This is a genomic window from Mucilaginibacter koreensis, from assembly GCF_054783355.1.
On record NZ_BAAGQS010000001.1, the window covers coordinates 485,227 to 508,350 of the forward strand.

The 23,124-nt window shown below is 43.9% G+C and carries 24 protein-coding genes; 9 read left to right on the forward strand and 15 right to left on the reverse strand.

Going from position 1 to position 23,124, the window contains the following annotated elements:
* Positions 1–170: 170 nt before the first annotated feature.
* The 3 genes from ACYVNW_RS02255 to ACYVNW_RS02265 are packed head-to-tail and all read right to left on the reverse strand — an operon-like array spanning position 171 to position 2,055.
* Positions 171–644: an SRPBCC family protein gene (locus ACYVNW_RS02255; protein WP_460678214.1), complete on the reverse strand. Its 474-nt coding sequence runs from the start codon at positions 642–644 to the stop codon at positions 171–173.
* A gap of 34 nt (positions 645–678) precedes the next feature.
* Positions 679–1,527 carry a sulfurtransferase gene (locus ACYVNW_RS02260; RefSeq protein WP_460678215.1) on the reverse strand — a complete coding sequence of 283 codons (849 nt, stop codon included), beginning with the start codon at positions 1,525–1,527 and terminating at the stop codon, positions 679–681.
* A gap of 54 nt (positions 1,528–1,581) precedes the next feature.
* Positions 1,582–2,055: a ribonuclease H-like YkuK family protein gene (locus ACYVNW_RS02265; protein WP_460678216.1), complete on the reverse strand. Its 474-nt coding sequence runs from the start codon at positions 2,053–2,055 to the stop codon at positions 1,582–1,584.
* Positions 2,056–2,292: 237 nt separating this feature from the next.
* Here ACYVNW_RS02265 and ACYVNW_RS02270 point away from each other — a divergent pair, with 237 nt between their 5' ends.
* Positions 2,293–4,341, forward strand: a complete 2,049-nt coding sequence (locus ACYVNW_RS02270) for a M13 family metallopeptidase (RefSeq protein ID WP_460678217.1) — start codon at positions 2,293–2,295, stop codon at positions 4,339–4,341.
* Positions 4,342–4,393: 52 nt separating this feature from the next.
* Here the strand turns inward: ACYVNW_RS02270 and ACYVNW_RS02275 are convergent, their stop codons facing one another.
* Positions 4,394–4,603 carry a hypothetical protein gene (locus ACYVNW_RS02275; protein ID WP_460678218.1) on the reverse strand — a complete coding sequence of 70 codons (210 nt, stop codon included), beginning with the start codon at positions 4,601–4,603 and terminating at the stop codon, positions 4,394–4,396.
* A 134-nt stretch (positions 4,604–4,737) separates the two neighbouring features.
* Here ACYVNW_RS02275 and ACYVNW_RS02280 point away from each other — a divergent pair, with 134 nt between their 5' ends.
* Positions 4,738–5,166 carry a VOC family protein gene (locus ACYVNW_RS02280; RefSeq protein ID WP_460678219.1) on the forward strand — a complete coding sequence of 143 codons (429 nt, stop codon included), beginning with the start codon at positions 4,738–4,740 and terminating at the stop codon, positions 5,164–5,166.
* Positions 5,167–5,239: 73 nt separating this feature from the next.
* Here the strand turns inward: ACYVNW_RS02280 and ACYVNW_RS02285 are convergent, their stop codons facing one another.
* Positions 5,240–5,665, reverse strand: coding sequence for a hypothetical protein (locus tag ACYVNW_RS02285; protein WP_460678220.1), 426 nt, complete (start codon positions 5,663–5,665; stop codon positions 5,240–5,242).
* 115 nt (positions 5,666–5,780) lie between these two features.
* Positions 5,781–6,362: a hypothetical protein gene (locus ACYVNW_RS02290; protein WP_460678221.1), complete on the reverse strand. Its 582-nt coding sequence runs from the start codon at positions 6,360–6,362 to the stop codon at positions 5,781–5,783.
* A 263-nt stretch (positions 6,363–6,625) separates the two neighbouring features.
* Here ACYVNW_RS02290 and ACYVNW_RS02295 point away from each other — a divergent pair, with 263 nt between their 5' ends.
* On the forward strand, positions 6,626–7,186 hold the full coding sequence (locus tag ACYVNW_RS02295; protein WP_460678222.1) for a DUF922 domain-containing protein: 561 nt from the start codon (positions 6,626–6,628) through the stop codon (positions 7,184–7,186).
* 62 nt (positions 7,187–7,248) lie between these two features.
* Here the strand turns inward: ACYVNW_RS02295 and ACYVNW_RS02300 are convergent, their stop codons facing one another.
* The 4 genes from ACYVNW_RS02300 to ACYVNW_RS02315 form a co-directional block, all read right to left on the reverse strand.
* Entirely contained in the window at positions 7,249–8,199 is a 951-nt protein-coding gene (locus ACYVNW_RS02300) for a bifunctional helix-turn-helix transcriptional regulator/GNAT family N-acetyltransferase (protein ID WP_460678223.1), read from the reverse strand.
* Between the two features lie 81 nt (positions 8,200–8,280).
* A complete protein-coding gene (locus ACYVNW_RS02305; RefSeq protein WP_460678224.1) occupies positions 8,281–8,778 on the reverse strand; it encodes an MOSC domain-containing protein in 498 nt (165 codons plus the stop codon).
* 80 nt (positions 8,779–8,858) lie between these two features.
* Positions 8,859–9,245, reverse strand: a complete 387-nt coding sequence (locus ACYVNW_RS02310) for a DUF3037 domain-containing protein (RefSeq protein ID WP_460678225.1) — start codon at positions 9,243–9,245, stop codon at positions 8,859–8,861.
* The gene (locus ACYVNW_RS02315) at positions 9,223–10,020 is read right to left on the reverse strand and encodes a HipA family kinase (protein WP_460678226.1); all 798 of its coding nucleotides are present in this window, start codon (positions 10,018–10,020) and stop codon (positions 9,223–9,225) included. Before ACYVNW_RS02315 ends, ACYVNW_RS02310 begins: the two co-directional genes overlap by 23 nt.
* A 174-nt stretch (positions 10,021–10,194) precedes the next feature.
* Here ACYVNW_RS02315 and ACYVNW_RS02320 point away from each other — a divergent pair, with 174 nt between their 5' ends.
* Positions 10,195–10,806, forward strand: a complete 612-nt coding sequence (locus ACYVNW_RS02320) for a class I SAM-dependent methyltransferase (protein WP_460678227.1) — start codon at positions 10,195–10,197, stop codon at positions 10,804–10,806.
* 82 nt (positions 10,807–10,888) lie between these two features.
* On the opposite strand, the gene ACYVNW_RS02325 is transcribed toward ACYVNW_RS02320, so the two are convergent.
* Together ACYVNW_RS02325 and ACYVNW_RS02330 are read right to left on the reverse strand one after the other, a co-directional pair.
* Positions 10,889–12,127 carry a DEAD/DEAH box helicase gene (locus ACYVNW_RS02325; protein ID WP_460678228.1) on the reverse strand — a complete coding sequence of 413 codons (1,239 nt, stop codon included), beginning with the start codon at positions 12,125–12,127 and terminating at the stop codon, positions 10,889–10,891.
* Positions 12,128–12,323: 196 nt separating this feature from the next.
* A complete protein-coding gene (locus ACYVNW_RS02330) occupies positions 12,324–13,580 on the reverse strand; it encodes a PQQ-dependent sugar dehydrogenase (protein WP_460678229.1) in 1,257 nt (418 codons plus the stop codon).
* Between the two features lie 142 nt (positions 13,581–13,722).
* Here ACYVNW_RS02330 and ACYVNW_RS02335 point away from each other — a divergent pair, with 142 nt between their 5' ends.
* From ACYVNW_RS02335 to ACYVNW_RS02345, 3 genes are read left to right on the forward strand one after another with little or no spacing between them, the layout of a single operon-like run.
* Positions 13,723–14,466, forward strand: coding sequence for a nucleotidyltransferase (locus ACYVNW_RS02335; protein WP_460678230.1), 744 nt, complete (start codon positions 13,723–13,725; stop codon positions 14,464–14,466).
* 1 nt (position 14,467) lies between these two features.
* Entirely contained in the window at positions 14,468–15,211 is a 744-nt protein-coding gene (locus tag ACYVNW_RS02340; RefSeq protein ID WP_460678231.1) for a metallophosphoesterase family protein, read from the forward strand.
* Positions 15,212–16,105: a cation diffusion facilitator family transporter gene (locus ACYVNW_RS02345; RefSeq protein ID WP_460678232.1), complete on the forward strand. Its 894-nt coding sequence runs from the start codon at positions 15,212–15,214 to the stop codon at positions 16,103–16,105. It begins immediately after the preceding gene.
* 28 nt (positions 16,106–16,133) lie between these two features.
* Here the strand turns inward: ACYVNW_RS02345 and ACYVNW_RS02350 are convergent, their stop codons facing one another.
* From ACYVNW_RS02350 to ACYVNW_RS02360, 3 genes are all read right to left on the reverse strand, one after another.
* On the reverse strand, positions 16,134–17,225 hold the full coding sequence (locus ACYVNW_RS02350) for an acyltransferase family protein (protein ID WP_460678233.1): 1,092 nt from the start codon (positions 17,223–17,225) through the stop codon (positions 16,134–16,136).
* A gap of 58 nt (positions 17,226–17,283) precedes the next feature.
* The gene (locus ACYVNW_RS02355; RefSeq protein ID WP_460678234.1) at positions 17,284–18,891 is read right to left on the reverse strand and encodes a Na+/H+ antiporter; all 1,608 of its coding nucleotides are present in this window, start codon (positions 18,889–18,891) and stop codon (positions 17,284–17,286) included.
* A gap of 126 nt (positions 18,892–19,017) precedes the next feature.
* On the reverse strand, positions 19,018–19,572 hold the full coding sequence (locus tag ACYVNW_RS02360) for a phosphatase PAP2 family protein (protein WP_460678235.1): 555 nt from the start codon (positions 19,570–19,572) through the stop codon (positions 19,018–19,020).
* A gap of 227 nt (positions 19,573–19,799) precedes the next feature.
* Between ACYVNW_RS02360 and ACYVNW_RS02365 the strand changes: the two genes are divergently transcribed.
* Together ACYVNW_RS02365 and ppk1 are read left to right on the forward strand one after the other, a co-directional pair.
* Positions 19,800–21,041: a Pycsar system effector family protein gene (locus tag ACYVNW_RS02365; RefSeq protein WP_460678236.1), complete on the forward strand. Its 1,242-nt coding sequence runs from the start codon at positions 19,800–19,802 to the stop codon at positions 21,039–21,041.
* A gap of 18 nt (positions 21,042–21,059) precedes the next feature.
* The gene (ppk1, locus tag ACYVNW_RS02370; RefSeq protein ID WP_460678237.1) at positions 21,060–23,117 is read left to right on the forward strand and encodes a polyphosphate kinase 1; all 2,058 of its coding nucleotides are present in this window, start codon (positions 21,060–21,062) and stop codon (positions 23,115–23,117) included.
* Positions 23,118–23,124 lie beyond the last annotated feature (7 nt).

Consider the following 23,124-nt stretch of genomic DNA (forward strand, 5'->3'; position numbering starts at 1 on the left):
GCTACCCTCGGTTCAGGCCGAGGGGCGGAGCTATTTCGTATAAATGTATCTTCTTATATAGGTTTACGCAGAACAAAGCAATATAAATAAACAAAGCTTCAAATAGCGGCAGGGAAGTGACTTTGCTTTGTTCTGCGCAATCAGGTATGAGAAATATGTTTCTGCGATAGTTATTTCTTATACTCGCCAAACATCTTCACTATCGCCTTTTCCCTGAACTGAAATATCTTTTTCACTTGTTTGCCTACCAGCAGCGTGTTAGACAGGCGGCCAATCATACCGTAGGGTATGGCATAATCTAAAATATCAGTCATATGCACGCCGCCCGGTATTTCCGTAAAATGGTGCTGATGATGCCACAGAGCATATGGGCCAAAGCGCTGTTCATCTACAAAATACACATGGTCTTGCACATGCGTAATCTCTGTCATCCAGTTTAGCTTGATGCCAAGCAGGGGCGATACTTTATACGTAATAATCATGCCCGGATACATTTTAGTGTCCTCACTATAGTTGGAGGTCACTATAAATTTCATATCTGGCGGCGTAATTTTAGCCAGGTTAAGCGGCGATGAAAAAAAGTCCCAGGCTTGGTCTAAACTGATGGGCATGGACTGTTCCCATTCCAAATGGTAAGATTTCATGTCAGGCTAACAACTTACTATGCAAACAGTTTACTTAACCTTGTGGTCTATCCGCAGTGGCAATTGGCAGGTCTCGTCTTGACCATTCGCTCCAAGAGCCTAAAAATAATTTAGGCTCACTCATCCCTGCATACGCCATTCCCAACAAGGTGTGGCAAGCCGTTACGCCCGAGCCGCAATGCACAATAACATTCTCGGGTTTTATCTCACCCAAAAAGTGTGTATACGCATCTTTCAATTGTTCGGCCGAAAGGTACTTACCATCAGCATTTAGATTTTCTATATACGGCAGGTTAACCGCACCCGGAATATGGCCTGCAATCAAATCCAGCGGCTCAGTATGGCCTAAATAACGCGGGGTTTCACGTACATCAATCACCATATAGTTTTCATCTTTCACCAGTTGCTGTACCTGCTCCAAATTGATTGTACCTGCATATTGCCCGGGCACAGGGTAGGCCGCCTCTGGCTTTGCCACAGCAGGTATAGTGCTTAATGTACTACCGGCATCAATAGCCGCCTGCAAACCGCCGTTTAATACCTGTACCTTTTGGTGCCCTATGGCACGCAGCATCCACCACAAGCGAGCCGCCGGGTTAGCGCCTGCTTTATCGTCATAAATAATGATATGGCTTTGCGGTGTAATACCCCAGTTGCCTAATTTTTCGGCAAATGATTCTAATGCAGGCAAAGGGTGCCGGCCGCCAAAAGCTGGGTTTTCGGGGTGGGCCGCCAAATCTTTATCCAGGTCGGCATATAAAGCGCCTGGCAAATGGCCGGCTAAATAGCGTTGGTACCCATCGGCTCCGCCGCGGGCATCTACCAATATAGCACCCTGCTCAACTGCGGTGCTGAGTTCATCAAATTCAATTAATGGCGACATAGCATTTACGTTTATACCTCAAATATATAAATGCAGTGCAATTAGCCCCAGTATTTACTGCACAATTTTATTGGCGCAATAAGAACTGGCAAAAGCTTCGGGCTTGGCCTTAAATACAAACCCCATGCTTAAAATGTAACCCATAGCTTCATGCAAAGCCTGGTTCGATTTAAACATGGGGTTGGTATTGATATCGGCATGCACTTCCAGGCCTACATCATACAAATCCAGCAAATCGCATAATTGGTAGGCAATGTCAATAGAGCCCTGTACCTCGCGCAGCATACGCTCTTTAATAGTCATTTTCTGGGAGGTGCGCTCTTGGTGAATGTACATAAATCCGCCACGCTGTTCGCGCAGAAATACAATCACGGTTGCAAAATCGGTTACTGAGCCTTTTACCTGCGAGTCGGTACCGATGCAAACTTTCAGTTTGTTGCCCAGCTCGGTTTCGCGCTCAATGGTGCGTTCTACTTCGTCCAGAATAGGGGTTTGTAAAATCTCTCCGCTAAATTTTCTCCAGGTCATAAAAAGATGAGTTAAGAGGTGAATGGAGTACTGACCTTTGCGGTCAATAAAAGTAACTAATTAGTTATCATATAAACGTTATCAATGAGTGATTTATTTGTTAACATTTAGCTTATTATCAACATTTTATATTCGAATTTAAGAATTGGCCAATTGATGAGATGAGTGAAATAATTTATTAGCTGCATTTGTTAAAGCGGCGGCAGTTCGTCATATTTAAAACCAAATTTGTTTTTCATGAAAAATCATCACTTATTATGGCTGACAGTGCCTGCTTTAATGGCTTCGGCCTGTAACAGCAAATCGGGCCAAAGCGACAGCGACGTGCCTAAACGCACTGTGTTTTTCGATAAGTCGGGCATGGATACTACGGTAAAGCCCGGCGACAACTTTTTTGAGTATGCCAATGGTACCTGGACTAAAAAGACCCAGATACCTGCCAGCGAAGTAGGTTGGGGGTCATTTTATACGCTGTATAATGATAACCTGAAGAATCTGCATAAAATTTTAGACGGCCTGCAAACTGAAAGCCATGATAATGGCAGTAAAGAGCAAAAGATTGCTGATTTTTATGCAAGCGGAATGGATTCTGCAGCTATTAATAAACGAGGGTATGAACCTATTAAACCATTACTGGCTAAAATTGCTGCCATACAGAACGCGCAGCAATTAATTGATTTTTGCGCCGATAGCTACAAGGATGGCGATGGTTATTTATTAGGCTTCTATGTATCGCCAGATGACCGGAACAGTACCAAAAACATGGTGCATTTTGACCAAACCGGTTTAGGCTTACCCAACCGCGATTATTATTTCAAAACAGATTCGGCCTCGGTAAAAATACGCCAGGAGTACGTGAAGTTTATTGCAAAGCTATTTACGCTTACCGGTGTAGATGCTGCCACAGCAGCCAAAAATGGCGATGCCATATTAAAGCTGGAAACAGCCATTGCGGGTTCACACTCTACACCAGTTGAATTGCGCGACCCTGTTAAAAATTATCATAAGGTTGCAGTAGCCGATGTGCAGAAACTTGCCGGTAGCTATGATGTAAAAGCACTATTTAAACGTATGGGCTTTAGTACCGATACTGTTTTAGTTGGCCAGCCCAAATATTTTTCACAATTGGCTACGTTGTTAAAAAGCCAGCCTATTGATGTTTGGAAAGCCAAATTACAATTTACAGCTTTAAGTCATCATGCCAGTCAGTTGAGCAAGCCTTTTGATGAGGCTCAGTTTAACTTTTACGGCAAGACACTGAATGGCCAAAAACAGCAGCAGGAACGCTGGAAACGCATGACAAGAAATGTAGATGGCAATTTAGGCGAACTGCTGGGCCAGCTATATGTAGAAAAATACTTTCCGCCTGATGCCAAAAAGCGGATGCTTGATTTAGTAAACAACCTGCAAAGCGTATATAAAGACCGCATTGAAAAGCTGGACTGGATGAGCCCGGATACCAAAAAGCAGGCTATTGAAAAGTTGAACGCTTTTACCAAAAAAATCGGTTATCCTGATAAATGGAAAAGCTACGATGATGTGGCCATTAACAAAGCCGAGTATTACGAAAATGCGCAGCAGGTAGCCAAACATAATTACAAAGAGGAGTTGGCTAAAATTGACAAAAAAGTAGACAAAACAGAATGGGGCATGACGCCGCCAACTGTTAATGCTTACTATAACCCAAGCTTTAACGAGATTGTGTTTCCTGCCGGTATTCTGCAATTTCCGTTCTTTGATAAGGATGCAGACGATGCGATTAACTACGGTGCCATTGGTGCAGTTATCGGCCATGAAATGACCCATGGCTTCGATGATCAGGGCAGCCAGTATGATAAGAGCGGTAACCTGAAAGTATGGTGGACACCTGAAGACAGCAAAAAGTTCAAAGTTAAAACTGAAGGCATTGCCAAGCAGTATGATGCTTACACCGTACTGAACAACCAGCATGTAAACGGCCATTTGACCATGGGCGAGAACATTGCTGATAACGGAGGTTTAGCTATCGCTTACCAGGCATTTAAAAATACAGATGAAGGTAAGAGCAACAAAAAGATTGATGGTTTGACGCCCGATCAGCGTTTCTTCTTGTCGTTTGCTCAGGTATGGCGTATCAAAAACCGCGACGAAACCATGCGTATGCGCATCAGCACTGACCCGCACTCGCCGGAAATGTACCGCGTAAACGGCCCTCTATCTAATACCGATGCCTGGTACAAGGCATTTGATATTAAGCCTGGCGATAAACTATACAAGCCGGAAAACGAACGTATCCGTATCTGGTAATTTATAGCCATTCATTTAACAAAAGCGGCCCTGATGATCAGGGCCGCTTTTGTTATAGCTTGTAACCTTTATTCACTTGTATAGCAGGCTTCTTGCTTAAGAAATGGACAACAATATGGAAAATCCAAATCAGCAAACCAACCAGTAGTGCCAGTATTATAGCTACAATAAAGCCGGCTTTAAATGCGCCTTCAACCAGATTACAACTGGAAAAAGCAGTTGCCAAAAAAATGGCAAGCACAGGCAAAGTAAATTTTTTCATAGTAAATGCAGGGTATGATGTATAATATCAACCCTTAAAACAGCAAATGGTTGACTTTTTATCACTTCAATTGATTAAAGTCTAATGAAAAGCAATAAAAAAGTATTTTTACCACCAATACAAATTAACATCTGATGAGCAAACTTACACCATTCCATGTTGCGGTGCCTGTATATGATTTGGAAGAAGCCCGCCGGTTTTACCGCGAGGTGCTGGGTTGCACCGAAGGCCGCAGCAGCGGGCAGTGGGTTGATTTTAATTTGTTCGGGCACCAGTTTGTCATTCACCTGAATCCACGCCCGCAAGAGCAGCCACAACATCATTTTAACCCGGTTGACGGGCACGAGGTGCCGGTACCGCATTATGGTGTGGTTTTAGAGTGGGAGCAATGGCACCAATTTGAAGCCCAATTGCGTAACCATGGTGTGCAATTTATAGTGGAACCGGGTATCCGTTTTGTTGGTTTGCCTGGTGAGCAGGCAACTTTGTTTTTCTTAGATCCTTCCGGAAATGCTTTAGAGTTTAAAGCATTCAAAGATATGGCCCAGTTATTTGCTGTTTAATTTAACGCTAACGCTAACGCAAAAGGCAATTGAATTATAATTCAATTGCCTTTTGCGTTTGTATGAGATATGCTTATTTAAACAAGCTGCCTAAAGCGCCACCTAAGCCGCCAGATATAGAATTAGTAATGCTATCAGGAGTAATACTGTTATCATTAGGATCATTGGCTTTGTGGGCAAATTTTTGCAGCAAGCCGGGTAAAGCAGCGGCAATTGCGCCGGTAGCTGCAGGTGGTAAGCCAAACTTGCTTCCTAATGAACCTAATACGCCACCTTCAATGGCACTTACTACCGGGCCGCCAGATTGTACAGCACCTGTTAATTGTGACAGCAATCCACCCACACCGCCTTGAGCAGCGGCTTGATTTTGTAAGCCTTGGCTTACCTGTGTAGCAATTTCATGATGTACAGCATCATGCTGACCGTTAGGAATAGCATTGGCTACTTGGGTATTACCACCTATTTGGTCTTTAACCATCTGTAATATTTGATCAAACATAAGTATGAGTTTTAAATAAACTTTAATATAACTTATGGTTAATAAGTTTTAATAAAATGAAAATGGCCTGCAATAGTTAGTTTGCAGGCCATTTTCATTAAACGGTTCGGTTTAATTAACGAATATCGCTTTTGATTTTATTAGCTGTACCGCGGCCAGATAAGTACACTTGTAAGCCGAAGTTCAACGTTAAAGTACTTTGATAACCTGCGTTACCGAAGCCGCCTACACCGTTATATTTTAACAATGTTTCCAAGCCTACGCTTGGGGTCACAAAATAAGCAAAGCCAGGACCGAAACCGAAATCGAGGCCGTTGGTGTTACCGCCGCCATTGCTTACGTTTACACCGCCAATACCAATGTTGGCTTCGCCAAATAAACGACCATGACGCAGTAGAGGTGCATCGGAACCGGCATAATAGCGGCCCAGGCCACCTACGCCATAGGTAAAGGTGGTATTGGTGTTTTTAGCAGTAGCAACGCCAAGGTTTACATAGCCACCCAAGGCTACGTTATCCTGAATAAACCAAGCTGCTTTCGGAGATACGCTAAAGCTAAACACTTTTGAGTTATCCAAACCCAGGCGTACATCGGCCAAATCGCCACCCAGCATTACATTGCCTTTTTGAATTTGTGCATGGGCTGAAAATACCGCAGTTGTCAATAACAGGACAAATAAGTAAGTAAATTTTTTCATAGCGTTTAAAAAGTTAATTGAAGATTAAACAATTGCTGGTACTACAACCCAGATTTTCGATTGTTTGCACAAAAATCAGATTGCAAAATTCGTCATCGGGTAATCTTATAAGTTGTAATCTCAATAGTCGCAGGTAATCAATTAAAAATTAAACAGTTAATTTAATAGCTGAACTTATCGGCCAAAGAAAAATTTATTTATGATTTATCGTTATTATAGTGAGCGCTTGTTGGCATAATTTATGCAAACTGGTATCCGTCTTTATGAAATACTTAAAAACCATACTCGTATTAATTTTTTTCCTGGTCAGCATTTCTGCTAAAGCTCAAACGGAGAAGAAGCTGTGGAGTGCGAATGATCCACTGAAGTGGAGCGATTATCATGGTAAACCCGACAAACGTAGTCCTTTTGCAGCCTACACTTATTTTGGATTAGATTACGGCTACCAGCGCAAAGGCAATGGTTTATACCAGTTTACTTTTGAAGTAGGCAGTTATATGGATAAGGCGCTATCCTGGAGGCGTGGAACACCCAGCGAAAACTTATTAAAACACGAGCAACTGCATTTTGATATAGCTGAATATTTTGTGAGGCAATTACTTATAGCTTTTGGCAATCATACCTATACAAGTAATTACAAGGCCGAAATTGCCCAAGTGCAACAGCAAATTGCCAACTTGCGCAGAGGGGTAGAAGAATTATATGACAAGCAGACCGTTCATTCTGTTAACAGGGAGATGCAAAGTAAATGGGATGCCTATGTGGCTGATCTGCTGAACAAAAATTACACGCTTGAACAGGCCATTGCTAACTTGCCTAAATAAGTATTTAGCCAAATTAGCAATGGCTTAATGTGACAATATATACGTACCCGGTAAAAGATCTGTTATAAACTTACAGACATTTGAATGTTGCAGCGCTCATAAGGGCTGTTTTCACCGCTTACCTTTTTAAAGCCTAATTTATGATATAAGTTAATAGCAGGTTTTAGTATGGTATTACTTTCCAGATAAACGGTTTTGGCACCTAAATTTCGTGCTGTGTTCAACGCAGCGCTACCTAACAAATAACCTATGTTTTTTCCTTGCACTTTAGGCGAAACAGCCATTTTTGCCAGTTCATAGTCGTATGATTTATGGTTCATTTTTAACAATGCACAGACACCTATCGGCTCATTATGGTACAGGGCCACAAGTATGCGACCGCCATTATCAAGTATGTATTCTTCAGGATGGTCTAATGCTTTGTAGTCAGCTTCTTCCATCTTAAAATATTGAGATATCCATTCTTCGTTTAGTTGCTTAAACGCTGTTTTGTATTGAGGCTTATAGTCAACAATGTGTACGTGCTGAGCCTCACGTTGCTTTCGCTGTTCCTTAACACGTTGTAATAAAGTTTTTTGCTCTAACAGATATTCCCATTCTTCAATCGCTTTCCATAAATTATGGTTAGTCTGCGCCGTGAGTTCTTCAATAGCATTACCAACATCCATGTACTGATCTTCTATTTTTAAAGTGATTGCCTTGCCTTTATCACTTAACTTGATCAAGTTGCGTCTTCCGTCTGCTGTATCTTTATTTTCTGTTATTAATCCGGCTTTAATCATTTCCGAAATAATTTTACTTACAGAAGGGTGTGAGTGGCCGATTTCTTTAGCAATAACAGTAACCGTTTTCTCTTCCCCATCCGAAAGCGCATAAAATACAGGGAACCATTTAGGCTGCATATCAATGTTATATAATTGATAAATTTTGGCAGCATCTTCAGTTATCATTTCGGTTAACATTCTGAGCCTGCTGCCAATTGCTGTTTTACCTACTTTTTGAAAAAACTCCATATTTAATTAATTACGTAATCAGTTACGCAATTATCGCAAATTAACTTTTCAATTCAAATTATTGAAGCTTAAATAACGAAATTATGATTCTACAACAACAGCATCACCTGTTTTAATGATGCCCCCCTGTATAATGCTGGCGGTAATACCGCCATGACCGCGCACTGCATTGTAACCACCCGGGCCTAATGTTTCTTCCATGCGGGAACAGGGGTGGCAAAGTCCGGTATATTCCAGCAGTGCATTGCCTACCCAAAAACGCCGGTCTTTTAACGCCAGCAGGTTTAAGCCTTTTACTACAATGTTACGGCGCAATAATTCGGGTGCTAAATCATCAAGGTGCAATAGGGAAGCCATAGCCTCAATGTGTTCATGCTGAATAAGGGTAACCTGCCTTTTACTGCCGGCCTTGGCGGCGTAATGATCGCCGGTTAAGCCATGTTCTGTAACAGCCTGCACCTCATCAACAGCTTGCACTGGTGCCTTACGTGCCGGGCGTGTGCCAATCCATAACACGGTACCCTGCTGCGGTAGCGTATCCAGCAAAAGCTGCATTGGTGAGGTAGGTGCCAGTTTCATATAAATAGTATCAATCAACAAAAATCATGTCAAATAAATCGCTACAAGCTACAGAGATTTGGTGTGTTGATCAGGTGAATTTATAATACCATCTCACGGTACAATTTCTCCAAAGTTTCCGTAGCGTCGGCATTACACAACCCTGGGTGTACTTTTGAGGCCTGCACTACAGTACTGCGCGTAGCTGTAAGCCACCTGAAACGCGAGGCATTGTCCAACAAGCCAATAGGGCCGCCAGGCTTACCGCCAATGCAAATACGCTCAAAGGCATGCAGGTTTTCCCTTACTTCTTCTGCATCAGTGCTGTGCGCCAGTGCTTGCAGGCGCTGCTTATTTAAACTAATGCGGCACTGCAAAAATTTTTGTTTAGGGCAGTATAAAATAACGCCTACATTGATAAACTCCTCACGTTCTACCCTGGGCATAACGCGAATGATAGCATACTCAAATAAGTGTGGTTCTGGCATGTTGGGCAGCATTTACAAATATATGAGAATGGGCAAGCCGGGTTTTTAGAAATCCGGCGTATACTATCCGGCGTTCTTCGGCAGTTTCCTGCTGTGCAGGGTCGTGCAGCCAATCATCCGGTATAAGATTAACAATGGCATCAATACGTTCTGCAGTTAGCAACGGCTTAAATTCTGCATCTATCACCTCCAATTCGGTGGCTTGTGGTAATAGCACATGGTCTTTTACCTGCGCAAAGGGGCGCTTGGCCTGCTCTTCCCAATTATGCCAGCTATGATGAAAATACAGCGACGCGCCATGATCAATCAACCACAACTCACGGTGCCACATCAGCATATTGGTATTACGGGCGGTACGGTCTACGTTAGTAAGCAGGCAATCCAGCCATACAATTTTTGAGGCCAGATGTGCATCCACCACAGTAACGGTAGGATCAAAGGTAATAGCGCCCGATAAATAATGTAAGGCTAAGTTTAAGCCGGTACTGGCTTTCAATAAGTCCTGTATTTCTTCATCTGGCTCCGAGCGGCCAAAGGCAGTATCCAGGTTGGCAAATACCAATTCCGGAATTTTGAGACCCAGCAATTTGGCAATTTCGCCGCCAATGAGTTCGGCAATCAGCGCCTTTACACCCTGGCCGGCACCCCTGAACTTCAGTACATATAAAAAGCCGTCGTTGGCTTCCGCAATAGCCGGTAGTGACCCACCCTCTCGTAACGGTGTTACGTAACGGGTTACATCTACCGTGCGCAGTTCCGGCGTATAATCAGTCATAATATTTATTTTGATAGACAGATATTCAAAAGCATTTGCAGCTTCAAAGATCAGCCAAATTCCAAAGTTCTGAAAAATGCGTCAGGTTTCATTATATTGATTAATGTACGATTGAGATATATGCCGTCTTTTCCGTTTTAAACCGCTTATTTTGCCGCGTCACATTTAGCAGCAATGAACAATACACTCCAACAGCTTTACGGTAACATTGATATTTATTTATTCGATCAATTATTAAAAGGCCGCTTTGATTACGCCCGTAAAGTACTGGATGCCGGGTGTGGCAGCGGCCGTAATCTGATCTATTTTTTGCAAAATGATTATGAAGTATTCGGTATTGACCCCAACCCGGAAGCAATTGAAGCAGTAAGGGGGGTATCAGCCCGGTTGGCACCAGCTAATTCGTTGGAAAACTTTCAGGTGTCTACAGCTGAAAACTTACCTTTTAGCGATGATATGTTCGATTTAGTGATTTGCAGCGCTGTATTACACTTTGCACAAAATGAAGCCCATTTTAAAGCTATGCTAACATCTATGTGGCGCACACTTAAACCGGGCGGCTACTTTTTTGCACGTTTGGCTTCAGATATTGGTATTGAATCATTGGTCACTCCGCTGGGTAATGGTTGCTATGTATTACCCGATGGTTCCACCCGTTTTTTGGTTAATGAACAAATGCTGCTAGACTATACCGAGCAGTTAAACGGCTACCTGTTTGAACCCATTAAAACAACCAACGTGCAGAACCTGCGTTGCATGACTACCTGGTGCGTACAGAAAGCATAAAAATAGGCGTTAATGCCTGCAGCTGTTTATTAGGAAAGGAATGCAAAAGGCAGGGATGCTCCATAACCTGCCTTTATATGTATTAATTTGAAGCCGATGGCGGAGCTGTTGGCTTTTTGGGTTTGTGCTTGGTATGGTGATTATGCTTGCGACGGTGGCGCTTATCCTGTGGTTTTTTCTCACTTACCGGAATAGCAGCCACATCTTCAGGTAGTGGCACTTCTTCAATTTCACGGTCAATTAACTGCTGTATATTTTGAAGCTTACGTTGGTCTTGCCGGTTAATGAAGGTGATGGCTGTACCTGTAGTGGCTGCACGTGCCGTGCGGCCAATGCGGTGAATGTAGTCCTCCGGGTCATGCGGTGCATCATAATTAATAACCAGGTCAATACCCTCCACATCAATACCTCTCGACAGTGCATCGGTACCAATAATGATAGGCAGTTTGCGGTTTTTAAAAGCCAGTAAAATTTCCTCACGCTCCAGTTGTTCCATATCTGAGTGGAAGGCTTTTACATTAAAATGTGCCGATTTCAGATCGCGGTAAACGGCTTTTACCTTGTCTTTGGTAGAAGCAAATACAATTGAACTGGTATACTTGCCGCTGCTTAATATCTGACGAATGAGTAAGCCCTTCTGCTCATCCTGAGCACGGTAAATTTGTTGGGTGATACCGGCTGCAGGCTGTGAGATAGCTATGTTGATCTGTTCCGGCTCGTGCATAATGGTATGAGCCAGTTTACGAATCTTCGGTGGCATCGTGGCCGAAAACAGCAAGGTTTGCCTTTTTTTGGGCAATTGGCTCACAATTTTCATAATATCATCCTGAAAACCCATATCAAGCATACGGTCGGCTTCATCTAAAATCAAATATTGCAGATGGTTGAATTTCAGAATGCCCGAGTTCAGGTGTGCCATCAGGCGACCTGGGGTAGCCACTACAATGTCTACTTTGTTTTGTATAGCACGGCGCTGCTGTTCATAAATAATGCCATCGCCGCCGCCAAATACGGCTACCGAGCTTAAGCCGGTAAAGTAGGCCAAACCTTCGGCCTGCTGGTCAATTTGCTGAGCCAGTTCGCGCGTGGGCGCTAAAATTAGGGCTGCCGTTTGCCCGGTAGGGTTTTGAGCAATCTGGTGCAATAGAGGCAGTAAGTAAGAAGCTGTTTTACCGGTACCGGTTTGGGCGCAGGCAATTACATCTTTTCCCTGCATTACTACCGGAATGGCCAGTTGCTGAATAGGGGTGGGGGTTTGATAACCCATGCTGTCCAACCCTTCGGCTAACTGCTCATTAAAATTAAAATCTTTAAAAGTCACGCTTTGTATTCAAATAAAAGTACAATATACACATTTTATTTGATAAGCGAGGATAGGAGGCCCGGTTGGCTGAGATTACACAAGGCCAATCCAATGTTTATTTTGTTGTTGTAAGTAGAAGCGTGGCAATCAAACGTTGCACCATGTGCACACAGCTCTCATACATTGCCACGCCATTTTTTATCAGATGTAATATTTACTTTTTGGCAATCTTGTACAATTTTCCGCCATCGGTAACTGCGTACAAAGCGCCGTCTTTACCTTGCGCAAGTGCCCTGAAGCGCTCGCCTTTGTCTGCCAGCAGGCGCTCTTCACCGGTTACTTTATTGTCTTTAATCACCAGGCGGCAAATATGCGTGGCACTCAGTGAACCTAAAAACAGGTTGCCTTTCCATTCAGGTATTACATCGCTGTTATAGAAAGTGATACCCGAAGGGGAGATTACCGGATCCCAGTAATAAATGGGCTGTTCCATTCCTTCTTTTTGCTGTATGCCAGCGCCCAGAGTTTGGCCACTGTATTCGATACCGTAAGTAATGATAGGCCAGCCATAGTTTTTTCCGGGTTTGATGATGTTAACTTCATCACCGCCGCGCGGACCAAATTCGGCTTCCCATAACTCATTGGTGGCAGTGTTCCAAGCCATACCTTCGGGGTTACGCAATCCGTATGCATAAATTTCGGGGCGTGCACCCTGAGTATTTGCGAAGGGCCCGTTAGCCACAGGCTGGCCGTCTTTGGTAATGTGCACTACTTTACCAATAGCCGCGCTTAAATCTTGCGCTTTTACCCGTATGTCATCCGCACCACGTTCGCCGGTGCTTACAAACAGATTGCCTTGAGGGTCGAAAACAATGCGCGAGCCATACTGCAAGCCACCGTTGTAGGCAGGTACAGCACGGTAAATTACTTGTATATTTTCAATTTTAGTTTCATCAGCTGATAGCTTGCCCTTGGCTACTGCCAGCAGTGAACCGCCCGAAGCCTGCTCGGCGTAATCCCAATAAATCATCCGGTTGCTGCTAAATTGCGGGTCAATATTTACATCCAGCAAACCGCCCTGGCCCTGGTTCACCACAGCAGGCAGGTTAGTAATTTGTTTGCTCACTTTACCATCGGTACCTAAAATCAGTAATCGCCCGGCTTTTTCCGTTACCATAAAGCGGCCGTCGGGCAGTGGGCAAATGGCCCAGGGCTGGTTCAGCGTAGTGTTAAGTTCAGTTATGGAAAGCGCTGTTTGCGTTTTTACAGCCCCTATACGGGTTTGGCCTTTAAATGCCGGCTTATAATTACTGTTGGGCGCTTTGGTTTCTACAGACGGACCCGAATTGGTTACGGTGTTTGAAGCGTTTTTTGTTTCAGTAGATGCAGGTTCGGTGTTATTGCGACAGGCACTTATAGAAGCGATAAGCAAAGCAAAGCCTATAGTGGGTATAAAAGTATTCACTCTCATTGCGGTAATTGATTTATATAACTACGCCAGCAGGCGTGATAATGTTTGAATGAGATACCTCAAACAGAATGCTGCTCACAAGGTTATTTATGCTTTAGCTATGCCATCAGTAATTTACTAATCTATTATACACTGCCATTAAATGACCGATATTAAAGAGCAACGTAAAGAAGCCTATGATTTTTACAAGGAAGCGCTTAGTCACTTAAACGAAAGCGGCACCCGCTTTATGCTGGGTGGCGCTTTTGCCATGTTTAAATACACAGGTATTTACCGCGATACTAAAGACCTGGATGTGTTTTGCAAGCCCGATGAGTACACCAAAATTTTAAAGCATTTTGCCGATAAGGGTTACCGGGTGGAACTTACTGATGTGCGCTGGCTGGCCAAGGTGTTTCATGGCGACTATTTCATCGACATTATTTTTGATACCGTAAATAACATCTGTACTGTAGATGACAGTTGGTACGAACATTCAAGCCAGGGTGAGTTCGCGGGTACACAGGTACATTTTATACCGGCCGAGGAGTTGATATGGTGCAAAATATATGTGCAGAACCGCGAACGTTTTGACGGGGCAGATGTAAACCATATTTTGCTGAAGCAGGGCAAAGATTTAGACTGGAACCGCCTGATGCGGCTGCTGAACCCGCACTGGCACTTACTGCTGGCACAAATTTTAATGTTTCAGTTTGTGTACCCGGCAGATTTTCATGAAGTGATACCCAAATGGGTGTTTGATGAGCTGATAACCCGCGCCAACGAGCAGTATGATTTGCCCCCTGCGGTAGAGAAGGTTTGCCGCGGTCCGGTTATTGACCAAACCCAATACAGCATAGACATTAAAGAGTGGAATTATAAAGTAAGTACGATTAAAACTACTTAAGATGGCAGAGGAAAGAAAAGTGAATACCATAGCCGCAGTCGGCGATATACATGTAAAGGCCGGTGACAAGGGCAAGTGGTCCGAATGCTTTAAAGAAATATCGCGCCAGGCAGAAGTATTGATCATCTGCGGTGATTTAACCGATACCGGCGATGAGCACGAAGCACAACTGTTAGCAGAAGAACTGAAGGCGTGCACTATACCCGTAGTGGCCGTGTTAGGTAACCACGATTGTGAAAAAGGCCGTGAGAAGCTCATCAGGCAAACCATGCAGCAGGCCGGCGTGCACATGCTGGATGGCGAAGCCGTGGTGATAGGTGGCGTTGGCTTTGCCGGCGTTAAAGGTTTTGGCGGCGGATTTGACGGCCGTATGCTTTCCATGTTTGGAGAAACGGCTATGAAGGCTTTTGTACAGGAAGCCGTAAATGAGGCTTTGGCTTTAGACCGCGCCCTGGCCAAACTCGACCAGGAAAACCATGATATTAAAAAAATTGCCGTGTTGCATTACTCGCCGGTTAAGGCAACCGTAGTGGGCGAGCCCGAGGAGATATTCCCATTTTTAGGTTCATCTCGCTTGGTCGAACCGTTGAAACGCCGCCAAGTGGTAGCCGCTTTTCATGGCCATGCACATATTGGTACCCTTGAAGGCTGTACGGCCGATGGGGTGCCAGTGTATAATGTGGCCAAACCCATACTAACCAAAGCGGGTTATCAATTACCTTTTTACCTGTTTAAAGTAGAATAAATGCCGGCCTCCAAAACGCCTATATATACCGCGCTGGCAGCCAACCTGGTAATTGCCGCCACTAAACTTACCGCTGCGTTTATTACGGGAAGTTCGGCCATGGCCTCAGAGGGGGTGCATTCGCTGGTGGATTGCAGTAACGAGGTGTTGCTGTTCCTGGGTATCCGCAACAGCCAGAAACCACCGGATGCAAGGCGGCCCTTTGGTTATGGCAAAGAATTATACTTCTGGTCTTTTGTGGTATCCATCTTGTTTTTTGCCATTGGTGGGGCAGTATCTATTTATGAGGGTGTACAACACATGCTGCATCCCGAAGTTATTGAAAATCAAGTTTGGAATTATGTGGTATTGGGCGTTGCTTTTACATTCGACGGTATTTCACTGATTACCGCTTTGCGCGAATTTAACCGTCAGCGGGGCAGTACGCCATTCTGGAAAGCCGTAAGGCAAAGTAAAGATCCTGCCACCTTCGTGGTTTTGTTTGAAGATGCTGCCGATGTTATTGGTGTGCTGATTGCCGCTGCAGGTATTACTGCCAGCCTGATTTTTCATAACCCTCACCTGGATGGTTTAGCTTCGGTGCTGATTGGTATATTGCTCACTTTGGTAGCCCTTTTTCTGATGCGCGAAAGCCGCAGCCTGCTCATGGGCGAAAGTGCGCCCGCTGATGAACTGGAAGCCATTAAAAATATGCTGAAGGCCGATCCAGGTGTAGCCGAGGTAACTAACCAATTGTCTATGTATATGTCGCCCGAAGAAGTAATCCTGCTCACTAAACTGCGCTTCAAACCTGATGTTTCGAGCCAGGATATGGTACACATTATTAAAACCCTGCGACAAAATGTGCAAAGTCGTTACCCTCAATATCAGCATTTTATTATTGAGCCGGTTTAAGGCGGTTTGGGCAGTAAAAAAGGTTAACTCAAGGTGTGTTATTTGATTTTCTTCGATTGGCCAGGTACTTGCGCACGGGCTCATCGTAAACTTTAAGCACCAAATAAGCGAAACCTATTAACATCACAACGCTTATGCTGATAATTAAGGCCAGTTGTGGTACCCCGGGCTTATGTTGATTATAATAATTGCCAAACATCCAAAGCACAGCATAATGAGTCATGTACAGCGGATAAGATATTTTACCTGAAAACTGGCAAAGTTTACGCACACCCGGGTTTAGCACTGCGCCTGCACCTAAAGCCACGAGCAGCGGGAAATATATCAGAACTACTAAAGGTTCAGTAATCCAGTTCCACCTGGTAAAAGGCATCACAAAAGCCAAAAATAATAGTACCGCCAATCCCACAAACCCCAAATTTGATTTTATAATCCAATTAGAACGGTACACCAGTATGCCAGCCAGAAAAGAGTAGGCTATACGTGCTGAACCATCCCAAAAATTAGGGCCGCCCCAGCCACCCATCAGGTTGCCTGCCCTATAACAAACCGTACAAAGTATGATGGCCGCCGGTATAATCAGTATCCTCAACCAGCGGCGGCTCAGTTTGTACAAAAACAAAGCATATAAAATATTGGCCACATATTCCCAAAACAGTGACCACGCCGGGGCATTCAAGCCAAACAGATTAAGATATCTGTCTTGCATCACCGGGAAGGGAATCAAAAAGATAGAGCAGGCGAAAATTAATACTAACCGCCCTAAACTATACACTTCCGGGTGCCCGCCAAAAGGATCAAAAAACAGGGCGAGCAGCCCCAGTATCGAACCTAAGATTACCAATGGGTGCAATCTTATCATCCGGGATTTAAAAAATTCCATAATGCCCATTTTACCAATGCGGTCATCATAAGCATAGGCAATCACAAAGCCCGATAAGCAAAAAAAGAAATCAACCGCCAGGTAACCATGGCCAATAAAATTTTTACTGTAATTAGTGTAAGCTATTTCCATAAAATGGAAAATCACTACAGCAATGGCGGCTACCCCACGCATACCATCCAAAATTTCAAAGTGAGATTTAGTCTTTAACAAGGCCGGCTGCAATTTTTCGCTCATGGGTAATTTTAAACACTTGAGTTGCAATATAAGCCATTATTGCAGGCGGCACAAACATTTACTCATCGTTTTGCTGTATGCGCTGCTCCTCTAAATCTAACTGGTTTTCAATTTTGCGGATGATATCATCGTCATACCCATCTATTTTTCTGAAAGCATGGAGCTCTTTACGCTCGTGCTCTAATAAATCTATGATTACAGTTTTAAACTGTTTGATGATAGCTTTAGCTTCTTTTCGTTTATCTTCATCATCATGAATTTCACTAAATAACTCCTGTTTTAACCGCCATTGCTCTACCCGGTTTTTAATGAGCCGGTTGGCTTCCGTATCCTTCTTGTATTGTTCATCAATTCGTTTTAAAGCTGAGGCATACATTTCTGCCTCAATTTCAGATAGCTGCTGACCGTCGGGCTTATCGCCAGGAAAGCTTTCAGGCTTTATTTTCCGGATCACCCATGGTAGGGTAAGGCCCTGAAAAACGAGGGTAATGATAATGACCACGTAGGTAATAAACAGGATGAGATCACGGTGCGGGAAGGGTTTACCTCCCGAAAGCATTAGCGGAATAGATAGCGCTGAGGCCAGTGAAACTACACCCCGCATACCTACCCAGCTCATCACTGCCGGGTTGCGCCATCCGGGCCGGTTTTGTGCCACCTTTATATATTTACTAATGAACACCGTAAACCAGGAGGAAGTAAAACCCGATAACATCCTAACCAAAATGATAGCCAGGGTAATAATAGCGGCCAGCCCAAGTGCCTGCAAAAAAGGAAGCTCTTTCAAGCCATAAATAATTACGGGTAACTGCAACCCAATAATCAAAAATATAACCGCATTAAGTATAAACACAATGGATGACCATATGGCATTAGATTTTAACCTGCTGCTGTGTGAAAACACAAAATGATTATGGTAGGCAATAAATAAGCCTCCGCTCACTACTGCCAGCACGCCCGATGATTCGAAGCTCTCGGCAGTTAAGTACAGTAAATAGGGGAGTGCAAGCGATAAAGCAATATCCAGGTTAGCCGTAGTAGGCAGCCAACGGTAAATGGCATAAAATGCAAACCCAATAACCAAGCCTACAGCAATTCCCGAACAGGTGATGAATAAGAAACCCGTGGCCGCTTGGTGCCATACAAAGTTGTTGCTGGTAATGGCAATCAGCGCAAATCGGAACAGGGTTAAGCTGGCTGCATCATTCAGCAAACTTTCTCCCTGTAGTATAGAAACTACGCCTTTGGGCAGTTTCACATACCGCAATACAGAAGTGGCTGCTGCGGCATCGGGTGGCGAAACAATGGCACCCAATAAAAAGCCCTGCGATAAGGTAAAGCCTGGTATGAGCCACACACTTAAAAAGGCTACGGCTGCCGCTGTAAGCAATACATATCCAAACGCCATTACCGTAACAATGCGCCGCCATTTCCATAAGGCCTTCCATGAAATATCTTGTGCTGCGTCAAATAATATGGGCGGTAAAACAATAAAAAATACCAGGTTAGGGTCAATGTGTACATTGGGTACCTGAGGCAAAAAACCGAGTACCAGACCGGCAATCACCAGCAGTATTGGATAAGCGATTTTGAGCCGCTGCGCGATGAGGACCAGAAATGAAACCGCAATGATGAGGCCTAAAAGCAAGAACAGGGTTTTTTCCATCGGCTATAATCGGTAAGGAACTTATGAAGACATAAGTAAACCCACCGGAGTAATACATTGTTTGAATTATAGGTAATACGTGCCGGTTTACGTGTTCACCAACTATAAAGCTGATTTGATGTAGTGTCAGGGTTTCTTCAAAAATTTTAATGAAAATGCTGAACCCACACCCACAGCGGCACCTGCGGCAACATCTGAGGGGTAGTGTACCCCCAGATACATACGCGAGTAACTGGTAGCGCCAGCCCAGAAAAACGAAGGCGCAATTACATACCATTTGGGATAAGCAATAGATAATGCCGTAGCTGTAGCTATGGTAGATGAAGTATGGCCTGACGGAAAAGAAGAACTGCCGGCTTCGTAAACCGGCACAATGTTAAGGTTTCGTATAAAAGGTCGCGGGCGTTTTACTATGCGTTTAATTAACATGGTAAGCCCATATGAGAGGGCCGTGCTGCTGGCTACATACAGTGCGTTTTGCCGCATTTCTTTATTGTTGGAGATAATGCCGCCTGCCAGCAATCCGGCGGGTACACCGATATCGCCGATACGGTAGTTTCTCGACAAAAACATAAAAAAACCGGTTTGCGCCGGGGTGCGGCGTGCCGCCAGTTCAAGCATCACCCGTTCGTCAAGCTGCTGAATTGTACTTTGGGCATTTACTTTTACCGTATTAAGCAAAACAGCTATATGTAATGTTATAATACAGAAGATATATTTGGGCATACAGATAGCGGTGTATTTCATTGTTGAAGATGGCGCAAGCCGGGGCTTGTAAATTAAATGCAAATTTACCGTTATTTGTTTATCTGCAACCCGGCAAACATTTGTCTGCCAAACGCGATTAACAAATACGCTGCCTGAATTTTTATAACACATAGCAGATACTGCTTTCAATACATATTTAAATGAACTATCAACCTTTATTAGACCAGGTACAAAAATATGTGCATGCTTACTATGACCTGCATCATAATGAGAAACTGCTTTACCACAACCGCCAGCATACACAAGACGTAGTGGAGTCGGCCATGCAGATTGCCAATCACTACCAGCTTAATGATGAAGATTTTTTTGTGGTGATGACGGCCGCTTGGTTTCATGATTTGGGGTATTTTGAAAGCTGCAATGCACATGAGGAGCGTAGTGCTCAGTTTGCCGAAGGCTATTTGGCAAGCTTAAACCTTGATGTAAAAATTATTCAAAAAGTAAAAAAGTGCATTTTAGCTACCAGAATGCCGCAACGCCCCGAAGGTTTGCTGCAGCAAATTATCTGTGATGCTGATTTATTTCATTTAGGTACTAATCAGTTTTTTGATAAAACCAAAGCTATCCGGAAAGAACTGGAGGCAATGGGCAAGGATATTAGTAAGCATGAATGGCGCGTGAAAACCATTAAGCTGCTCGAACAGCATGAATATTTTACAGATTACTGCCGCCTGTTGCTGAGTGATACGCAAACCGAAAATTTAAAGGAGCTGATTAAAAAGGAAGATACCTGGCAAGCCAAGAACGAAGTATCTAAGGATGAAAGCGGCCCGACGGCACAAGTGCAGGGCAAAAGTGCAGATGCAGCTAAAAGCAGCACTGAACCGGCAAAATCCAAGAAAAAGGAACGGCCCGATAAAGGTATTGAAACCATGTTCAGGGTAAGTTCCGGCAATCATCAGCGGCTGAGCGATATGGCTGATAACAAAGCCCATATCATGATTACAGTAAACTCTATCATTCTTTCTGCCATATTGAGTTTGCTGCTGCGCCGCCTGGAAGATCATCCTTACCTGGTTATTCCTACATTCATAATTTTGGTCATCAGCCTGCTGGCAATGGTATTTTCTATTCTATCCACCCGGCCATCCATACCTGATGGTGTTTTTACCCCTAAGGATGTGGATGACAAAAAAGTAAATCTGCTGTTTTTTGGTAACTTTTACCGGATGAGTTTGGAAGATTATGCAGCCGGTATGAATAAAGTAATGAACGACCGTGAGTTTCTGTACGGCAGTTTAGTGAAGGATGTATACGCCCAAGGTGTGGTACTGGGCAGAAAATACAGGCTGCTGCGGGTAGCTTACAACATATTCATGTTCGGACTTATTGCTTCGGTCATCGCTTTTATCATCGCAACCGTGTTTGCTGGTAAACATTAACTAAGCATCATCATAACCATGAATCCTCAGTTCTATAACCGCGATTTAAGCTGGCTGTCCTTCAACGGGCGTATCCTGATGGAAGCCGCACGCAAACAGGTGCCGCTGATGGAACGCATCAAGTTTCTGTCTATCTACTCCTCTAATCTTGATGAATTTTACCGTGTGCGGATGCCGGTGGTAATGGCTATGCACAAACTGGCGGTAAAGCAAGATGAAGGGGCAGATATACACGCCGCGATAATATTGCAGGCGCAGCAAATGGTGCAACAGCAATTAGTAGAATTTGGCCGTATCCTAACCACCGAACTGCTGCCTTTGCTACAGGATGCCAACATTCATTTGGTATATAAAGAAGCCATACCTGAAATTATAACATCGGAGGTGACTAATTACTTCTTCAGTCAGGTATTGGCATATATTCAACCGGTACAACTCACTACTGGCGCTGCCTTTTTTCCTGAAAATAATAAGCTTTACCTGCTGGTCCGTTTAAAAACCCAAGCCGACGTGGAGGAAACATGGGTAGTAAATATTCCATCAGATGTGTTGCCGCGTTTTTACACGATTGCTAAAAGTGAGGTACAATACATTGTGTTTTTGGATGATATTATCCGCATGGGTTTTGCAAAACTGAGCAAGCCGGAGCATGAATTGGCAGGCACCTACAGTTTTAAAGTAACGAGAGATGCTGAAATTGATTTTAAAGACGAATACATCAGTGAGGTATCTGAGGACTTGGAAAAGCAACTGGCCAGGCGCGATTATGGACTAGCTACCCGCTTTTTGTATCAGCCCGGTTTGCCGCTACGCTTGCTGTATAGCTTACAGCAGCAGTTTAATTTGCCACCCGAAGGGGCTGTAGAAGGGGGAATTTATCATAATTTGAAAGACCTAGCCGATTTACCTGTAAAGCGTACCGATCTGTCCTATCCATCCTGGCCGGGCTTATATTACCCTGATATTCAGCAAGTACCTTCACTGCTGGATTACATTGCCCAAAAAGATGTTTTTTTTCATGCCCCGTACCAGTCGTACGATACCATCCTGCGCTTTTTCAATGAAGCTGCCATCCGGCCCGAGGTCACCGAAATTTATATCAGCCTATACCGCGTAGCCAGCGATTCGCGCATTGTAAATGCCCTTATCAGCGCCGCTAAAAATGGGAAAAAAGTGCAGGTAATGGTGGAGCTGAAAGCCCGCTTTGACGAAGCCAATAACATTAAATGGGCCAAAAAGCTGAAAGCTGCCGGCGTGAAAATTATTTACAGCCCGGCCGCGTTAAAGGTACATGCCAAAATAGGACTCATCAAATTACAAATGGGCCGACGTGTGCATTATCAGGGCATATTAGCTAGCGGTAACTTTAATGAGGCCACGGCCCGCTTTTACACCGATCATATTTTGCTCACTGCCAATAAGGACTTGTTAAGCGAAATAGAACTGCTTTTCATTTTCCTGGCTCAAAAAGCAAAAAAGGTAGATGAGCGTAATTTTATTCCGTTCAAGCATTTATTGGTGGCCCAGTTTAATTTGCAACAGGAGTTTATCAGTCTGATTGAGCAGGAAATAGCCAATGCACAACAAGGGCTTCCGGCAAAAATTATTATTAAACTCAACAATCTGGAAGAGAGAGTTTTAATCCGTAAATTGTATGAGGCTTCAGAGGCGGGTGTGCAGATTGAGCTGATTGTGCGCAGTATTTGTTGCCTGATACCCGGCGTAAAAGGGATGAGCAGTAACATCCGCATTACACGCATTGTTGACCGCTATCTTGAACATGGGCGTATCTTTATCTTTCATAACAACGGCGACCAGCAAGTATATTTGGGTTCAGCCGACTGGATGAATCGGAATATTTATCACCGCATTGAGGTGTGTTTCCCGGTATATGATCAAAATATAAAAAAGGAAATACTGGATTTAATTCATATTCAGTTGGCTGATAACGTGCAGGCAGTTACTTTAAACCAACAACTCGGTAACGAGCCTGTTATACCATCGGGGCCGGCTGTGCGCTCGCAGCAGCAAATTTATGAGTTGTTAAAACAGAATGCCATCTTACAGCCTCATTAGCATTTAT

What these genes read in the sequence shown, in the direction of transcription:
- ACYVNW_RS02255 (WP_460678214.1), bottom strand. Translation starts at nt 644, where the DNA reads ATGAAATCTTACCATTTGGAATGGGAACAGTCCATGCCCATCAGTTTA.
- ACYVNW_RS02260 (WP_460678215.1), bottom strand. Translation starts at nt 1,527, where the DNA reads ATGTCGCCATTAATTGAATTTGATGAACTCAGCACCGCAGTTGAGCAG.
- ACYVNW_RS02265 (WP_460678216.1), bottom strand. Translation starts at nt 2,055, where the DNA reads ATGACCTGGAGAAAATTTAGCGGAGAGATTTTACAAACCCCTATTCTG.
- ACYVNW_RS02270 (WP_460678217.1), top strand. Translation starts at nt 2,293, where the DNA reads ATGAAAAATCATCACTTATTATGGCTGACAGTGCCTGCTTTAATGGCT.
- ACYVNW_RS02275 (WP_460678218.1), bottom strand. Translation starts at nt 4,603, where the DNA reads ATGAAAAAATTTACTTTGCCTGTGCTTGCCATTTTTTTGGCAACTGCT.
- ACYVNW_RS02280 (WP_460678219.1), top strand. Translation starts at nt 4,738, where the DNA reads ATGAGCAAACTTACACCATTCCATGTTGCGGTGCCTGTATATGATTTG.
- ACYVNW_RS02285 (WP_460678220.1), bottom strand. Translation starts at nt 5,665, where the DNA reads ATGTTTGATCAAATATTACAGATGGTTAAAGACCAAATAGGTGGTAAT.
- ACYVNW_RS02290 (WP_460678221.1), bottom strand. Translation starts at nt 6,362, where the DNA reads ATGAAAAAATTTACTTACTTATTTGTCCTGTTATTGACAACTGCGGTA.
- ACYVNW_RS02295 (WP_460678222.1), top strand. Translation starts at nt 6,626, where the DNA reads ATGAAATACTTAAAAACCATACTCGTATTAATTTTTTTCCTGGTCAGC.
- ACYVNW_RS02300 (WP_460678223.1), bottom strand. Translation starts at nt 8,199, where the DNA reads ATGGAGTTTTTTCAAAAAGTAGGTAAAACAGCAATTGGCAGCAGGCTC.
- ACYVNW_RS02305 (WP_460678224.1), bottom strand. Translation starts at nt 8,778, where the DNA reads ATGAAACTGGCACCTACCTCACCAATGCAGCTTTTGCTGGATACGCTA.
- ACYVNW_RS02310 (WP_460678225.1), bottom strand. Translation starts at nt 9,245, where the DNA reads ATGCCAGAACCACACTTATTTGAGTATGCTATCATTCGCGTTATGCCC.
- ACYVNW_RS02315 (WP_460678226.1), bottom strand. Translation starts at nt 10,020, where the DNA reads ATGACTGATTATACGCCGGAACTGCGCACGGTAGATGTAACCCGTTAC.
- ACYVNW_RS02320 (WP_460678227.1), top strand. Translation starts at nt 10,195, where the DNA reads ATGAACAATACACTCCAACAGCTTTACGGTAACATTGATATTTATTTA.
- ACYVNW_RS02330 (WP_460678229.1), bottom strand. Translation starts at nt 13,580, where the DNA reads ATGAGAGTGAATACTTTTATACCCACTATAGGCTTTGCTTTGCTTATC.
- ACYVNW_RS02335 (WP_460678230.1), top strand. Translation starts at nt 13,723, where the DNA reads ATGACCGATATTAAAGAGCAACGTAAAGAAGCCTATGATTTTTACAAG.
- ACYVNW_RS02340 (WP_460678231.1), top strand. Translation starts at nt 14,468, where the DNA reads ATGGCAGAGGAAAGAAAAGTGAATACCATAGCCGCAGTCGGCGATATA.
- ACYVNW_RS02345 (WP_460678232.1), top strand. Translation starts at nt 15,212, where the DNA reads ATGCCGGCCTCCAAAACGCCTATATATACCGCGCTGGCAGCCAACCTG.
- ACYVNW_RS02350 (WP_460678233.1), bottom strand. Translation starts at nt 17,225, where the DNA reads ATGAGCGAAAAATTGCAGCCGGCCTTGTTAAAGACTAAATCTCACTTT.
- ACYVNW_RS02355 (WP_460678234.1), bottom strand. Translation starts at nt 18,891, where the DNA reads ATGGAAAAAACCCTGTTCTTGCTTTTAGGCCTCATCATTGCGGTTTCA.
- ACYVNW_RS02365 (WP_460678236.1), top strand. Translation starts at nt 19,800, where the DNA reads ATGAACTATCAACCTTTATTAGACCAGGTACAAAAATATGTGCATGCT.
- ppk1 (WP_460678237.1), top strand. Translation starts at nt 21,060, where the DNA reads ATGAATCCTCAGTTCTATAACCGCGATTTAAGCTGGCTGTCCTTCAAC.